Annotated in this window: 13 protein-coding genes; 4 read left to right on the top strand and 9 right to left on the bottom strand. The window is 72.7% G+C overall.

Features of this window, described 5'->3' with window-relative positions; translation table 11 throughout:
- The first annotated feature begins 62 nt into the window (after positions 1–62).
- On the top strand, positions 63–680 hold the full coding sequence (locus OG580_RS14565; protein ID WP_267044102.1) for a LysE family translocator: 618 nt from the start codon (positions 63–65) through the stop codon (positions 678–680).
- A gap of 13 nt (positions 681–693) precedes the next feature.
- Here the strand turns inward: OG580_RS14565 and OG580_RS14570 are convergent, their stop codons facing one another.
- The 5 genes from OG580_RS14570 to OG580_RS14590 form a co-directional block, all read right to left on the bottom strand.
- Positions 694–1,749 carry a helix-turn-helix transcriptional regulator gene (locus OG580_RS14570; protein WP_267044103.1) on the bottom strand — a complete coding sequence of 352 codons (1,056 nt, stop codon included), beginning with the start codon at positions 1,747–1,749 and terminating at the stop codon, positions 694–696.
- 83 nt (positions 1,750–1,832) lie between these two features.
- Positions 1,833–3,008 (bottom strand): serine hydrolase domain-containing protein, encoded by a 1,176-nt coding sequence (locus tag OG580_RS14575; RefSeq protein ID WP_267044104.1) that lies wholly within the window; start codon positions 3,006–3,008, stop codon positions 1,833–1,835.
- A 74-nt stretch (positions 3,009–3,082) separates the two neighbouring features.
- Complete coding sequence (locus tag OG580_RS14580) at positions 3,083–3,838, bottom strand: energy-coupling factor ABC transporter ATP-binding protein (RefSeq protein ID WP_267044105.1); 756 nt, start codon at positions 3,836–3,838, stop codon at positions 3,083–3,085.
- Entirely contained in the window at positions 3,826–4,617 is a 792-nt protein-coding gene (gene cbiQ, locus OG580_RS14585; protein ID WP_267044106.1) for a cobalt ECF transporter T component CbiQ, read from the bottom strand. Before cbiQ ends, OG580_RS14580 begins: the two co-directional genes overlap by 13 nt.
- 1 nt (position 4,618) lies before the next feature.
- The gene (locus tag OG580_RS14590; protein ID WP_267044107.1) at positions 4,619–5,695 is read right to left on the bottom strand and encodes an energy-coupling factor ABC transporter permease; all 1,077 of its coding nucleotides are present in this window, start codon (positions 5,693–5,695) and stop codon (positions 4,619–4,621) included.
- Positions 5,696–5,838: 143 nt separating this feature from the next.
- On the opposite strand from OG580_RS14590, the gene OG580_RS14595 reads away from it, so the two are divergent.
- Positions 5,839–6,204, top strand: a complete 366-nt coding sequence (locus tag OG580_RS14595) for an SsgA family sporulation/cell division regulator (RefSeq protein ID WP_267044108.1) — start codon at positions 5,839–5,841, stop codon at positions 6,202–6,204.
- 36 nt (positions 6,205–6,240) lie between these two features.
- Here OG580_RS14595 and OG580_RS14600 read toward each other — a convergent pair whose 3' ends face one another.
- Together OG580_RS14600 and OG580_RS14605 are read right to left on the bottom strand one after the other, a co-directional pair.
- Positions 6,241–8,400 (bottom strand): MMPL family transporter, encoded by a 2,160-nt coding sequence (locus tag OG580_RS14600; RefSeq protein WP_267044109.1) that lies wholly within the window; start codon positions 8,398–8,400, stop codon positions 6,241–6,243.
- Positions 8,401–8,546: 146 nt separating this feature from the next.
- Positions 8,547–9,119 (bottom strand): TetR/AcrR family transcriptional regulator, encoded by a 573-nt coding sequence (locus tag OG580_RS14605; protein ID WP_267044110.1) that lies wholly within the window; start codon positions 9,117–9,119, stop codon positions 8,547–8,549.
- Positions 9,120–9,317: 198 nt separating this feature from the next.
- Here OG580_RS14605 and OG580_RS14610 point away from each other — a divergent pair, with 198 nt between their 5' ends.
- Positions 9,318–12,668, top strand: coding sequence for a S41 family peptidase (locus tag OG580_RS14610; RefSeq protein WP_267044111.1), 3,351 nt, complete (start codon positions 9,318–9,320; stop codon positions 12,666–12,668).
- A gap of 40 nt (positions 12,669–12,708) precedes the next feature.
- Here the strand turns inward: OG580_RS14610 and OG580_RS14615 are convergent, their stop codons facing one another.
- Positions 12,709–13,203: a GNAT family N-acetyltransferase gene (locus OG580_RS14615; protein WP_267044112.1), complete on the bottom strand. Its 495-nt coding sequence runs from the start codon at positions 13,201–13,203 to the stop codon at positions 12,709–12,711.
- A 129-nt stretch (positions 13,204–13,332) separates the two neighbouring features.
- Between OG580_RS14615 and OG580_RS14620 the strand changes: the two genes are divergently transcribed.
- Complete coding sequence (locus tag OG580_RS14620) at positions 13,333–14,205, top strand: IclR family transcriptional regulator (RefSeq protein ID WP_267044113.1); 873 nt, start codon at positions 13,333–13,335, stop codon at positions 14,203–14,205.
- Here OG580_RS14620 and OG580_RS14625 read toward each other — a convergent pair.
- The gene (locus OG580_RS14625) at positions 14,193–14,378 is read right to left on the bottom strand and encodes a hypothetical protein (protein ID WP_267044114.1); all 186 of its coding nucleotides are present in this window, start codon (positions 14,376–14,378) and stop codon (positions 14,193–14,195) included. The two genes, OG580_RS14620 and OG580_RS14625, sit on opposite strands and share 13 nt — an antisense overlap.
- Positions 14,379–14,394 lie beyond the last annotated feature (16 nt).

A 14,394-nucleotide genomic window follows, 5' to 3' on the forward strand; every position in this document is an offset into this window, starting at 1 on the left:
CCCTCCCGCAGCCGCGCCGCCGCGTGAACCAGTGAGAAGAAGACGGGAATACGGGACGGAAAATGGGTCAGCTCATCGCTGTGGCGGTCATCACCGTTCTGGCTGTCATCAGCCCCGGAGCGGACTTCGCGATGACCGTCCGCAACAGTTATCTGTACGGGCGCACCGCGGGGGTTCTGGCGGCCGTCGGAATTGCCCTGGGCGTTCTCGTCCACGTCACCTACACCATGCTCGGTGTCGGGCTTCTCGTGACACGGACCCCGATGCTTTTCACGGCGATGAAACTGATCGGCGCCGCCTATTTGGTGTACATCGGGTACAAGACCTTCGTCACCAAAGCCCAGGTGGACATCGACCTTTCGGGCGACGCCGGCCTGTCGAAGGCGGGCGCGCTGCGCACCGGGTTCCTGACGAACGCGCTCAACCCCAAGACGATGCTGTTCGTGCTGAGCACCTACACCCAGGTCGTCAGCGCCGACACCCCCGTCTTCCAGCAGGTCGGCTACGGCCTCTTCATGTCGTTCGCGCACCTGGTCTGGTTCGCGCTGGCCGCGCTCCTCTTCTCCCACCAGAACCTGCGCACCCGGCTGCTCCGGCGGCAGACCGTGCTCAACAAGGTGATCGGGACGATCCTCGTCGGGCTCGGGATGGTCCTCGCGCTGACCCCGTCCGCGGCCTGACCATGGGGGCGGCTCAGTGCGCCGTCGGCATTCCCCGCGCGCCGTCCATGTGCCGGAGTAACACCACGCCCGGGCGGTCCAGTTCGTACAGCACCCGTACGCCCTCCCGGCGCCGTCGCGCCACGCCCGCGGCCACCAGCGCCGTGAGGTGCTGGGAGACGGTGCTCGGGGCGAGGCCGAGGGCCGCCGCGAGGTCCGAGGTGGTCGTGGGCGCGGCGAGGCCCCGGACGACCCCGGCCCGGCTCCGGCCGATCAGGATCTCCAGCCGGTCGCCGCGCACGGGTATGTCGGCCGGCCGCTCGGGCGGTGTCTGCCCGACGAGGACGGCGGAGCCTTCGACCGGGTAGGACAGGGCGGCTGCCGAGCCGTCCGGGGACGCGGTGGAGAAGGGTGCTCCCCGGCCGAACAGCAGAGGTACGAGGACGAGCCGGGCGGCACCGGCGGACGTGAGCGCCTCCGACGCCGCCGCCCCGGCCGCTCCCGGCAGCTCGCCCAGGAGCGCCTCCGGGCCCTGCGTGGCCAGGGTGCGGGAGCGGAACAGCAGGTCCTCCTCCGTCGCCGCCCGCAGGGTCGCCGCGTACGGGGCCAGGGCGGCCCGCCAGTACTCCGGGAGGAAGGCGACGAGTTCGGCGATGTGCGCCGCCGGGTCCGCGTACAGCGGGCGGAGTTCGGCGGGCACGCCCTGCGGGAAGCTCTCCTCGAGCTCCGCGCGGGCTCGGGCAGGGCAGACCGCCCCGAGGGCCGCGAGCTCCTCGTCCAGGTTCGCCTCGTCCGAGGCGGGGACGGCGAGCAGGAACGACGGCAGGGTTCCGCCGCCGGCCCGGTACAGCTGGACGAGCCAGCCCGGGATGGTCACCTCGGACCGGCTCAGCGAACGGCGTGCGGCCTTGTCCCAGTTGGCGTACGGCCAGGGCACGAGGCCCCGGTGCGCCGAGAGCAGCCCGATGCTGCCGTAGATCTCCCAGAGCCTGCTGCTCGCGATCCGGATGGCGCCCGGCCCGATCCGGATGGCGCCCGGCCCGATCCGGCTCGTCTCCGGTCCGGTCGATCGCGGCGGAAACTCACTCACCTGCACCCCCGTGCCTACCCACCGGTATCAGTGGGCCCGCACACGTTACCGGCCGCCCGCCCGCGGGCCCGCCCGGCGGGCGCTCAGAATGTCAGGTCCGCCGCCCGCCGCACGGCCCTCACCAGGGCCTGGGCGCGCGGGTCGGCCGTGACCGTCTTGCGCATGCCGTTGGTGACGTACCCGAAGGCGATCCCGGACTCGGGGTCGGCGAAGCCGAGGGAGCCGCCGCGGCCGGGGTGGCCGAAGGAGGACGGGCCGAGGAGCGGGGAGGCCGGTCCGTGCAGCATGTGGCCGAGGCCGAAGCGGGTGCCGACGAGCAGCACCTGGTCCGCTCCCGCCGACTCCTCCGTACGGGCCAGGGTGAGCGTCGCCGGGGCGAAGAGGCGCTCGGCGCCGTCGACGGGGCCGAGGGTCGCCGCGTAGAAGCGGGCGAGCGCGCGGGCGGTGGCGACGCCCGCCGAGCCGGGCAGTTCGGCGGCCCGGTAGACGGGGTCGTTCTCGTCGGGCTTGGGTTCGATGACCCCGAAGGCGCGCCGGGTGAGGGAGTCCGGGTCCTTGTACGCCTCGCTGACGGAGCGCTTGGGGCGGAGCTTGAGGGCGCCGCCGCCGGGCGGGTCGATCTCCTCGACGGGGCCGAGTCGGCCGACCCGGTGGGTTTCCGCCTCGGGGAGCCCGATCCACAGGTCGAGGCCGAGGGGGTCGCTGATCTCCTCGGCGACCCAGCGGCCGATGGTGCGGCCGGTGACGCGGTGGACCAGGCCGGAGAGCAGCCAGCTGAAGGTGTGGGCGTGGTAGCCGTGGGCGGTGCCGGGCTCCCAGACGGGGGCCTGGGCGGCTATCGCGCGGGTCGCCGTCGGAAGGTCGATCGCTTCGGCGAGGGTGAGCGGGCGGTCCAGGACGGGGACGCCGGCCCGGTGCGCGAGGAGCTGCCGTACGGTCACCCGGTCCTTGCCGGCCGCCTTGAACTCGGGCCAGTACGTGGCGACGGGGGCGTCCAGGTCGAGCAGGCCTCGCTGGTGCAGGAGCAGGGGTACGGCGGCGGCGACGCCCTTCGTGGCCGAGCGGACGACCTGGGCGGTGTCCGCCAGCCACGGATCCGTACCGTCCACGTCACGCGTCCCCGCCCACAGGTCGACGACCCTCTCGCCGTCGTGGTGGACGGCGACGGCCGCCCCGCGCTCGCCGCGCTGCTCGAAGTTGTTCAGGAACGCGTCCCTGACCGGCTCCCAGCCCGCCGCCACCGTGCCCTGGACGTCCACGTCCCCACTCCCTCACTCGTTGCTCCGACCCTCCATGGTGCAACGCGGCACGCGAAGGACGGATTCCGGGGCGGTCAGGCCACGGAGCTCGGGACGAAGCCGAACGGCAGCTCCAGGCGGTGCCGGGCCATCAGCTCCGTGTCCGCGAGGATGTCGCCCGTCCTTCCGTCGGCGGCGATGACGCCCTCGCTGAGGATCACCGCGCGCGGACAGAGCTCCAGGGCGTACGGCAGGTCGTGGGTGACCATCAGGACGGTGACGTCGAGGGAGCGGAGGATGTCGGCGAGCTCGCGGCGCGAGGCCGGGTCCAGGTTGGAGGACGGCTCGTCGAGGACGAGGATCTCCGGCTCCATGGCGAGGACGGTGGCCACGGCGACCCGGCGGCGCTGCCCGAAGGAGAGGTGGTGCGGCGGCCGGTCCGCGTACTCGGCCATGCCGACCCGTTCGAGGGCCTTCCGCACGACGGCCTCCAGGTCGGCGCCCCGGAGTCCGGCCGCGGCCGGGCCGAAGGCCACGTCCTCGCGGACGGTCGGCATGAACAGCTGGTCGTCGGGGTCCTGGAAGACGATGCCGACCTTGCGCCTGATCTCGGCGAGGTGCTTCCTGCCGACCGGGAGCCCGGCGACCGTGACCGTGCCCGCGCCGCCGGTGTGGATGCCGTTGAGGTGGAGGACGAGCGTGGTCTTGCCGGCGCCGTTGGGGCCGAGGAGGGCGACCCGCTCGCCGCGTCCGACGGTCAGGTCCACCCCGAAGAGGGCCTGGTGGCCGTCGGGGTAGGCGTACGCGAGGCCACGGACCTCAAGCGAGGGGGGAGTCGTCACAGGGTCCATCCCAGGAGGCAGATCAGGAGTGCGGTGAGCGGGAGCGCGGCGGCGTACGCCCATTGGGCGCGGGTGGCGGTCGCCTCGTCGATGACCGGCATGGTGCCCGTGTAGCCACGGCTGACCATGGCGAGGTGGACGCGTTCCCCGCGCTCGTACGAGCGGATGAAGAGCGCGCCGGCGGACTTGGCGAGGACGCCCCAGTGGCGGACGCCCCGCGCCTCGAAGCCGCGCGAGCGGCGGGCGACGGACATGCGGCGCATCTCGTCGGTGATGACGTCGCCGTACCGGATCATGAACGAGGCGATCTGGACGAGGAGCGGGGGCAGCCTCAGCCGCTGGAGGCCGAGGAGCAGGGCGCGCAGCTCGGTGGTGGAGGCGAGGAGTACGGAGGCGGCGACGCCGAGGGTGCCCTTGGCGAGGACGTTCCAGGCGCCCCACAGGCCGGGGACGCTCAGCGACACCCCGAGGACGGTCGTCTGCTCGCCGGGCACCACGAAGGGCATGAGCAGCGCGAACGCGACGAACGGCACCTCGATGAGCAGCCGCTTCAGCAGGAAGCCGGCCGGGACGTGGGCCTTCGCCGCCACGACCGCGAGGAGCAGGGCGTAGAGGGCGAAGGCCCAGACGGCCTCGCGGGGCGTCGAGACGACGACCACGACGAAGCCGAGGACGGCGGCGAGCTTGGTGTGCGGGGGCAGCGCGTGCACCGGCGAGTGCGCGTGCCGGTAGAGCTTGTGGGCTCCCCCGTGGCCTCCGGCACGGGAGGTACCCCCACCTGCTCCCATGTCAGGCCGCCGCGGCTTCCTGGTGCGCGGCGGCTTCCTCGTTCGTACGCCGGCGGCGCACGACCCAGAAGGCGCCCGTGCCGACGGCGAGGGTCGCGCCCACGCCGATGACGCCGGCCAGGCCGCCGGAGAGGCGGGCGTCGTCGACGTCCTTGACGCCGTAGTCGGCGAGCGGCGAGCCGGCGGCCGCGTGCTCCTCGACCTTGGCGTCGATGCCCTGGTCGGCGGCGACCCTCTCCAGGCCGTCGGGGCTGGCGGAGGCGTAGAAGGAGACGAAGCCGGCGAGGACGAGGGCGGTGACGACCCCGCCGATCCAGAGCTTCCTCGGGGAGCCGGCGGGCGCGGGCGCGGGGGCCTCGGCGTCGACCAGCTCGCCGTCGACGCGGAGCTTGAGCGGGGTGGTCAGGCCGCGGGCGCCGTACACGAGGTCGGGGCGGACGGCGACGACCGCGCCGACGGTCAGCATGGTGATGACGGCCTCGCCGACGCCGATGAGGACGTGCACGCCGACCATGGCCGTGAGGACCTTGGAGAGCGGTACGTCGGTGGTGCCGCCGACCGCGTAGACGAGGGTGAAGGCGGCGGCCGCGGCCGGTACGGAGACGAGCGCGGCGACGAAGGAGGCCACGGTCACCGAGCGGCGGGTGCGCGGCAGCACGAGGACGAGGCCGCGGAAGAGCGCGTACGCGACGACGACCGTGACGACGCCCATGACGGTGATGTTCACGCCGAGGGCGGTGAGGCCTCCGTCGGCGAAGAGGATGCCCTGCATCAGCAGGACGACGGCGATGCAGAGGACGCCGGTCCAGGGGCCGACGAGTATCGCGGCGAGCGCGCCGCCGAGCAGGTGTCCGCTGGTCCCGGCGGCGACCGGGAAGTTCAGCATCTGCACGGCGAAGATGAAGGCCGCGACGAGGCCGGCGAGCGGAGCCGTCCGCTCTCCCCCGTGGCCATCGGCACGGGAGGAGCCCCCGAGCTCACGGCGGGCCCCGCGCAGGCTGACCGCGACGGCGCCGGCGGCGACGACACCGGCCACGGCCGATACGGGGGCGTTGATGAATCCGTCAGGTACATGCACGTCCCGAATCATGAGCCTTCTTGCGAACTACTTGCAAGAGCGCATGGGTCACAGGTCACAGCACGGATGGCGCATGACCCGCACACAACGCGGGAAGGAGTGACACATTGACCGATAAGAGGACAAAACGTTAAGGAGCCTCGATGGCCGCTGTAGACGAACGCGTAGTCGACGACCACGCCAAGGGGCGGATCATCAGCGACGCCCCGCTGTCCCGGCCCGTCCCGGTGGGCCTCCGCTACGACCCCGAGTTCTCCCCCGCGACCGTCCGCTTCGTCTTCCCCGGCGACGTCGAGTGGTCCTTCCCCCGCACGCTCCTCGAAACAGGCCTGCGCACCCCGACCCGCCGCGGCGACATCGAGGTCTGGCCCTGCGGCCGGGTCCAGACGGTCGTCGAGTTCCACCGTGCCGACGGGGTCGCGGTCGTCCAGTTCGACACCGTCGCCCTGGTCCGCTTCCTCCGGCACACGTACGACGCGGGTACGCCGACGCCGCCGGCGCGTCGGTGACGACACGCCGGCGGCGTACGGAGGGCGAGCCCGCGATCAGGCCTTGACGAGGTCCGGCTTCGCCGCCGCGTCCTCACCCGTGGACCCGGCGAGGCTCTCGCCCTCCACGTCCACGTTCGGCAGGACCCGGTCCAGCCACTTCGGCAGCCACCAGGCCTTGTGGCCGAGGAGCGCGAGCACGGCCGGGACGATCGCCATCCGGACCACGAAGGCGTCGAAGAGGACCGCGACGGCCAGACCGAAGCCGATCATCTTGATCATCTGGTCCGTCATGCCGATGAAGCCGGAGAAGACCGCGATCATGATGACCGCCGCGGCGACGACCACCCGGGCGCTGTGCCGGAAGCCGGTCACGATCGCCTCGCCGGGCCGCTCCCCGTGCACGTACGCCTCGCGCATCCGGGTCACGAGGAAGACCTCGTAGTCCATCGCGAGACCGAAGACGACACCCACCATGAAGATCGGCATCATCGACATGATCGGGCCGGTCTGCTCGACCCCGAAGAGGCTGCCGAGCCAGCCCCACTGGAAGACCGCGACGACCGCGCCGAGGGCCGCGACCACCGAGAGCAGGAAGCCGAGGGCCGCCTTGAGCGGCACCAGGATCGACCGGAAGACCACCGTCAGGAGCAGGAAGGCGAGGCCGACGACGAGTGCCAGGTAGGGCACGAGCGCGTCGTTCATCTTCTGCGAGAAGTCGATGTTCATCGCGGTGGCGCCGGTGACGAGGACCTCGTCGCCGGTGGCGTCCCGGATGTCGTGGACCAGCTCCTCGGTGGCGACGGAGGACGGACGGTCCTTCGGGACCACCGTGATCATCGCGGCGTCCTTGGCCTTGTTCTGGGTCGCCGGGGTGACCGCCGCCCAGCCGTCGAGGCCCTTGATCGCCGAGACCGTCTTGTCCGCGGTGGCCTTGTCGCCGTCGACGACGACGAGCAGCGGGCCGTTGAAGCCGGGGCCGAAGCCGTCCGACAGCGTGTCGTACGCCCGGCGCTCGGTGGTGGAGGTCGGCTTGACGCCGTCGTCCGGCAGGCCCATCTCCAGGGAGGCGGCGGGCACGGCGATCGCGCCGAGGCCGATGACGCCGACGAGCAGCACCATCAGGGGGCGGCGGATGACGAACCGGGCCCAGCGGGTGCCGCCGTTCGGCTTGTCGTCGACCTTCGCGGTGCCCTTGCGGACCTTGCGGCCGACGACCTTGTCACCCGCGAAGCCCAGCAGCGCCGGGATGAGGGTGAGGGCGATCAGTACGGCGATGACGACCGTGCCGGCGGCGGCGAAGCCCATCTTCGTCAGCATCGGGATGTTGACGACGGCCAGGCCGACCAGGGCGATGACGACGGTGAGTCCGGCGAAGACGACCGCCGAGCCCGCCGTGCCGACCGCGCGGCCCGCGGCCTCCTCCTTCTCGCGCCCGTCGGCGAGCTCCGCGCGGTAGCGGGAGACGATGAAGAGGGCGTAGTCGATGCCGACCGCGAGGCCGATCATCATCGCGAGGGTGGAGGTGGTGGAGCCCAGGTCGAGGACGTTCGCGAGGGCGGCGATCGAGGAGACGCCGATGCCGACGCCGATGATCGCGGTGAGCAGCGGGAGCCCCGCCGCGACGAGCGAGCCGAAGGTGATGACGAGCACGATGCCGGCGATGATCACGCCGACGATCTCGCCCGCGCCGGTCGCCGGCATGGTCTGGAGGGCGTCACCGCCGACCTCGACGGTCAGCCCCTTGCCCTGCGCGTTCTCACCGGCCTGGGTGAGCGCCTCGCGGGTCTCGTCGGTCAGCTCCATCGCGTTGACCTTGTAGGCGACGGAGACGTAGGCCGTGGAGCCGTCCTGCGAGACGGCGTGCGCGGTGTACGGGTCGGCGACCGAGACGATCTGGTCCGAGCCGGACTCCAGCGCGGCGACGGTCTCCTCGACGACGGCCTTGTGGGCCGTGTCGGTCACCTTCTGGCCCTCGGGGGCCTTGAAGACGACACGGGCGGTGGCCCCGTCGGCGCCGGCGCCGGGGAAGCGCTCTTCGAGCAGGTCGAAGGCGCGCTGGGCCTCGGTGCCCGGGATCGAGAAGGAACCGGAGGTGGGGGCGGGCGCGGTGGCGGCGCCGATACCGGCGACCGCCAGGAGCGCCACCCAGAGGAGGGCGACGAGCCGTCGGCGCCGGAAGGCGGAACGGCCCAGCTTGTAGAGGAACGTGGCCACGGGGGCGTACTCCCATTGTGGGGCGGGACAGGACATGGGGAGCCGGCCCGACGGCGTGAGCGGTTCGACGTCAGGTGGTGCGGGTACTGCTGTGCGGGTACTGCCGTGCGGGTACTGCCCTGCGGGTTCTCCGGGCAGATGGTGGGTCAGACGCCGAGTGAGGGGAGCACGACGGCGTCGACGTAGGCACTGAGGAAGGCGCGGTCGACCGGCTGATCCTCGATCAGCGGCCGGGCGACGAACGCACCGATCAGCATGTGGGGAACGAGCTTCAGCGCCGGGTTGTCGGCGTCGACCTCTCCCCTGCGGACCGCTCGGCGCAGCAGTTCGTCGAGGCCGTTCATCTCGGGTTCGATGAGCAGCTCGCGCAGCGCCCGGTGCAGTTCGGGGTGGGTGTGGACGGCATGGGCCAGGCCCCGCATCAGCGCGGAGTCCTTCTCCATCTGACAGTCGTCGGTGCGCTCCATGAGCGCGTGGAAGTCGCCGCGCAGCGAGCCGGTGTCGATCTCGGTGAGATCGGCGGGCTTGTTGGCGCGCAGCGCCCGTGCGACCAGCTCGGGCTTGCTCCCCCACTGGCGGTAGAGGGTGGCCTTGCTGGAGTGGGTGCGGGCGGCGACGGCGTCCATGGTGAGGGCGTCGTAGCCGACCTCGCGAAGGAGGTCGAGCACGGCTGCGTACAGCTCGGACTCCCGCTCGGGAGTGAGTCTGCTGCGAGCCATGAGCGGCTCCTCCGATCCGACGGTGCGAACGAAACGGTTTCGTACAGTACGAAGGTACCCGCGGCCCCAGCGAAACGAAACCGTTTCGTACGTGTCCTGGGCCACAGTCCGGCTCCGGTCCGGTGCGCCGGACCGGCCCACCGGACCGGTACACACGTACGAGTTGCCGCACCCTCTCCGCGCGGAAAGCATGTACAGGTGAGTGACGACGTCGCGTATCTCCGGTTTCCGCACATCCACGACGACCTGCTGTGCTTCGCGGCCGAGGACGATCTCTGGATCGCCCCCCTCGTGCCCGAGGGCCACCGCCCCGGCCGGGCCTGGCGGCTGACCGTCGACCGCACCCGGGTCGGCCACCCGCGCTTCTCGCCGGACGGCCGCCACATCGCGTACACGAACTGGCGCAGCCTCGATCCGGAGATCCACCTCGTCCCCATCGAGGGCGGCTCCGCCCGGCGCCTCACCTACTGGGGCTCCACCGACACCCGGGTCTGCGGCTGGACACCCCCCGACCCCGACCGGGACGGCCACTCCGACATCCTCGCCGTCTCCTCGCACGGACAGCCCTTCTCGTACTACTCCTGGGCCTACACCGTCCCCACCGACGGCTCCCCCGGCCGCCGCCTCCCCTGGGGCCCGGTCTCCGACATCGCCGTCACCACGGCCTCGGCCACCACCCGTCACGGCGAGCAGCCCGCCCACCACCACCGCACGCTCCTCCTCACCGGGAAGCCGCCGCACGAGCCGGCCGCCTGGAAGCGGTACCTCGGCGGCGCCACCGGACGGCTCTGGCTGCACGGGGAACGACTGCTGCCCGACATCGGCGGCCACCTGGACTGCCCCATGGCCGTCGACGGCCGGATCGCCTTCCTCTCCGACCACGAGGGCGTCGGCAACCTCTACTCCTGCCTGCCCGACGGCACCGACCTGCGCCGCCACACCGACCACGACGCCTTCTACGCCCGGCACGCGTCGAGCGACGGCCACCGGGTCGTCTACCAGTGCGCGGGCGAGCTGTGGATCGTCGACGCGCTCACCGCCGACTCCCGCCCCCGGAAGCTGGAGGTCCGGCTCGGCGGACAGCGCGTCGGCCGCCGCGCCTACCAGGTGCCCGCCGCCCACCACGTCGACGCGGTCTCCGTCGACGAGACCGGCCGGGCCAGCGCCGTCTCCGTACGCGGCAGCCTGTACTGGCTCACGCACCGCGACGGCCCGGCCCGGACGATCATCGACTCGCCCGGCGTCCGCGTCCGGCTGCCCGAGATGCTCGGCAGCGGCGGCCAGGTCGCGTACGTCACCGACGCCGAGGGCGAGGACGCCGTCGAGGTCGCCTACCTGCCGCGTGCCAGCGGCGACCGGCCGCCGCGCCGGCTCGCCTCGGGCGGCCTCGGCCGGGTCGAGGAGCTGATCGCCGACCCGGACGGCAAGCGGCTCGCCATCGCCTCCCACGACGGACGCCTCCTCCTCCTGGACGCCACCGAGGACTCTGGGGGTACCTCCCAGGCCGAAGGCTCTGGGGGAGGCGAGGTCACCGAGCTGATCCGGTCCGTCAACGGGCCCGTCACCGACCTCGCCTTCTCCCCCGACGGCGACTGGCTCACCTGGTCCCACCCCGGCATCGGCCGCTCCCTGCGCTCCATCAAGCTGGCCCGCATCTCCGGCCCCGGCGCCCGGACCGTCGTCGACGTCACCAACGGCCGCTTCGCGGACGAGAACCCCGTCTTCACCCGCGACGGCCGCTACCTCGCCTTCCTCTCCTGGCGCGGCTTCGACCCGGTGTACGACGTCCACACCGGCGACCTGTCGTTCCCGCTCGGCTGCCGCCCCTACCTCGTACCGCTCTCCTCCGCGACCCCCTCCCCCTTCGCGCTGCTGCCCGACGGGCGCCCGGCGGCCGGCGGGCTCGACCCCGCCGACGACGAGACGGACACCGGCGACGGCACGGTCACCGTCGAGATCGAGGGACTTCCCGACCGGGTCACCCCCATCCCCGTCGCCGCCTCCAAGTACTCCGCGCTGCACCCCGTCAGCGGCGGCGGCCTCGTCTGGCTGCGCTGGCCCATCTCGGGCGCGCTCGGCGAGACCTTCGCCAACCCGGCCGACACCTCGGGCCGCCCCTCGCTCGAACACTTCACCATCACCAAGGCCCGCAAGACCGAACTCGCCAAGGACCTCGACTGGTTCGCGGTCAGCGGCGACGGCACCCGGCTCGTCGTCGCCGAAGAGGGCGAGCTGCGGGCCGTGCCCGCCACCGAGTCCGGCGACGGCGACTCCACCGTCTACCTGGACCTGCGGCGCATCCTCCACGAGGTCGACCCCGGCGCCGAGTGGCGCCAGGCCTTCGACGAGGCCGGCCGGATCGTCCGCGCCTACTTCTGGGAACCCGGCATGGGCGGCGTCGACTGGACGGCGGTCCTCGACCAGTACCGGCCGCTCGTCGAACGGGTCGCCTCCCCCGACGAGTTCGCCGACCTGCTCCGCGAGGTCGTCGGCGAGCTGGGCACCTCCCACGCGTACGTCACCCCCGCCCGCCGCAACGAGGGCCCGCCGCACTACCAGCGGCCCATGGGCCTCCTCGGCGCCAACCTCGTGCCCCGGGAGGCCGGCTGGACGGTGAAGCGGATCCTGCCCGGCGAGTCCTCCGACTCCAAGGCCCGCTCGCCGCTCGCCGGCACCGGCATCCGCGAGGGCGCCGTCCTCACCCACGTCGACGGCCGGCCCGTCGACCCGGTCACCGGCCCGTACCCCCTGCTCTCCGGCACCGGCGGCACCACCGTCGAGCTCACCTTCACCCCCGCCGAGGGCGAGGGCCGCTCCCGCCGCGTCGCCGTCGTCCCGCTCGTCGACGAACGGCCGCTGCGCTACCAGGACTGGGTCGCCAAACGCCGGGCCGTGGTCCGGGACCTCAGCGGCGGCCGCTGCGGCTACCTGCACATCCCCGACATGGGCGGCTCCGGCTGGGCCCAGTTCAACCGCGACCTGCGCATGGAGGTCTCCCGGCCGGCCCTCATCGTCGACGTCCGCGGCAACGCCGGCGGCAACATCAGCGAGCTCGTCATAGAGAAACTCACCCGCAAGATCCTCGGCTGGGACCTCACCAGGAACGCCCAGCCCGTCTCGTACGCCTCCAACGCCCCGCGCGGCCCCGTCGTCGCCCTCGCCGACGAGGCCACCTCCTCCGACGGCGACATGATCACCGCCGCCTTCAAGCTCCTCGGCCTCGGGCCCGTCGTCGGCCAGCGCACCTGGGGCGGAGTCGTCGGCATGACCGGCCGCCACCGGCTCGGCGACGGCACCCAGATCACCGTCCCGATGAACGCGGCCTGGTTCCCCGAGTACGGCTGGTCCCTGGAGAACCACGGCGTCGAACCCGACCTCGCGGTCCTCCGCACCCCGCTCGACTGGGCCGAGGGCAGGCACGCCCAGCTGGACGACGCCGTGGACGTCGCCCTCTCGCTCCTCGGCAAGACCCCGCCGGCGAGCCCCCCGGGCTACGAGGCCGTACCGGACCGCTCCCGCCCGAAACTGCCGCCGAGGTCGGAGCCGTAGGGAGGAGCCCGCGACCCCGGCCATGACCGCCGGGCAGGCCCTACGCGTACGGGGCGCCCAGGTCCAGTTCGTACGAGGCGCCGGGCTTCCCGTCCAGCGTCACGCTCCCGACCGCGCCGAAACCGACCCGCCCGAGCACGGCCCTCGACCCCTCGTTGTCGAGGGTCGTCGCGGCGGTCAGCCTGGTCAGCCCGTACTCCTCCCGCGCCAGCCGGCACAGCTCGCGCACCGCGGCCGTCGCCACGCCCCGCCCGGTCGCCTTCTCCGCCACCCGGTAGCCGAGCTCGGCGCCCCCGTCGACGGCGTCGACGAGGTTGAACCGGCCGAGGACCTCCCCGCCCTCCCCCACCAGGACGTGGAAATGGATCGCACCGGTCTCCTGCTCGTCGAGCAGCGCCCGGTGCCGGGCCTCGAACTCCTCGAAGAACGCGTCGCCCCTGTCGGGTACGGACGCGGCGAAATAGGCCCTGTTCTCCCGCTCGAACACGAGCAGGGCGGGCGCGTGGTCGGGGCGCAGTCGCTGCAGTACGGACATGAAGGCAAGGTATGCCTTCGCTCCGCGGGGCGGCGCCCGAATATCCTGCGGCTTGGGGCCGGTCACGGCGGAATCCCGCCGGGCGGAGCACGCCGTCCGTGATGCAGAAGATGCAGAACAGGAACACGCATGCCCGATCGACCACCGACCGGCCAGACCCTCATCCAGTCGGTCCAGCGCGCCGTCCATCTGCTGCGCGCCCTGAACCACCGGGGCGGCAGCGCCAGCGCCAAACAGCTCGCGCGCGACGCCGACCTGCCGCTGCCCACCGCGTACCACCTGCTGCGCACGCTCTGCCACGAGGGACTGGTCCGCAAGGACCGCCACGGGTACGCGCTCGCGGACCCGGGCGGCCTCGCCGTGCCGCAGCCCTCCGCCCCGGACAGCCTCCCCACCCAGGAGTGGACGGACCAGCTCAGTCTGGAACTGAACGCCGCCGTCTACTTCGTCGTCTACCGCGAGGGGGAGATCCGGGTCACAGCCGCCTCCCGGAACCCCGCCTGTCCCCCCGTCACCGAATGGGCGGACTTCCGGCTCACCGGCCACGCGCACGCCGCCGGCCAGGCGCTCCTCTCCCAGCTCTCCGACGAGGAGCGCGCCGACCACCTCGCCCGGCACCCCGCGACCCCGCTCACCCGCCACACCGTGGCCGGCCGCACCGCCGTCGAACGCCGGCTCGCCTCCCGGCAACGCGGCGCGCCCCACCTCGAGTACGAGGAGTACACCCTCGGCACCGTCTGCGCCGCCGTCCCCATCACGGTCGGCTCCTCGGCCGCCACCCTGGCGATATCCCTGCCGTCCGCCCGGGCGGCCGAACTCCAGCCCCTCACCCGCAGCCTCCAGGCCCGCGCCGAGAGCGTCCTCCTCGACCGGACCTTCTCGGTGACCCCCTGGGCGCCCCGACCGGCCCGCCCGCCCCGGACGCGCGAAGGCGCACCCGGCGTCCCGGGTGCGCCTTCCTCGACGACGGAGCGTCCGAAGGACGGACGTCAGGCGTCGTAGTCCTGGTCGAAACGGTCCTGGGCCTCCTGCTGGGCCCGGCGCGTCTCCTCGTCGGAGCGGTCGCGGCCCTGGGAAGCGCGCTCGGACGCCTCGTCCTTCGCCTTGCCCCTGGCCTGCCTGGCCTGCTCCTTGAGCTGCTCCGCCTTGTCCTTGAACTGGTCTTGCATGCCCATGAAAGTCACTCCTAGA

This window comes from Streptomyces sp. NBC_00094, from assembly GCF_026343125.1.
Taxonomy (GTDB): domain Bacteria; phylum Actinomycetota; class Actinomycetes; order Streptomycetales; family Streptomycetaceae; genus Streptomyces.

What these genes read in the sequence shown, in the direction of transcription:
- OG580_RS14620 (WP_267044113.1), top strand. Translation starts at nt 13,333, where the DNA reads ATGCCCGATCGACCACCGACCGGCCAGACCCTCATCCAGTCGGTCCAG.
- cbiQ (WP_267044106.1), bottom strand. Translation starts at nt 4,617, where the DNA reads ATGGGAGCAGGTGGGGGTACCTCCCGTGCCGGAGGCCACGGGGGAGCC.
- OG580_RS14625 (WP_267044114.1), bottom strand. Translation starts at nt 14,378, where the DNA reads ATGGGCATGCAAGACCAGTTCAAGGACAAGGCGGAGCAGCTCAAGGAG.
- OG580_RS14605 (WP_267044110.1), bottom strand. Translation starts at nt 9,119, where the DNA reads ATGGCTCGCAGCAGACTCACTCCCGAGCGGGAGTCCGAGCTGTACGCA.
- OG580_RS14595 (WP_267044108.1), top strand. Translation starts at nt 5,839, where the DNA reads ATGGCCGCTGTAGACGAACGCGTAGTCGACGACCACGCCAAGGGGCGG.
- OG580_RS14565 (WP_267044102.1), top strand. Translation starts at nt 63, where the DNA reads ATGGGTCAGCTCATCGCTGTGGCGGTCATCACCGTTCTGGCTGTCATC.
- OG580_RS14580 (WP_267044105.1), bottom strand. Translation starts at nt 3,838, where the DNA reads ATGGACCCTGTGACGACTCCCCCCTCGCTTGAGGTCCGTGGCCTCGCG.
- OG580_RS14615 (WP_267044112.1), bottom strand. Translation starts at nt 13,203, where the DNA reads ATGTCCGTACTGCAGCGACTGCGCCCCGACCACGCGCCCGCCCTGCTC.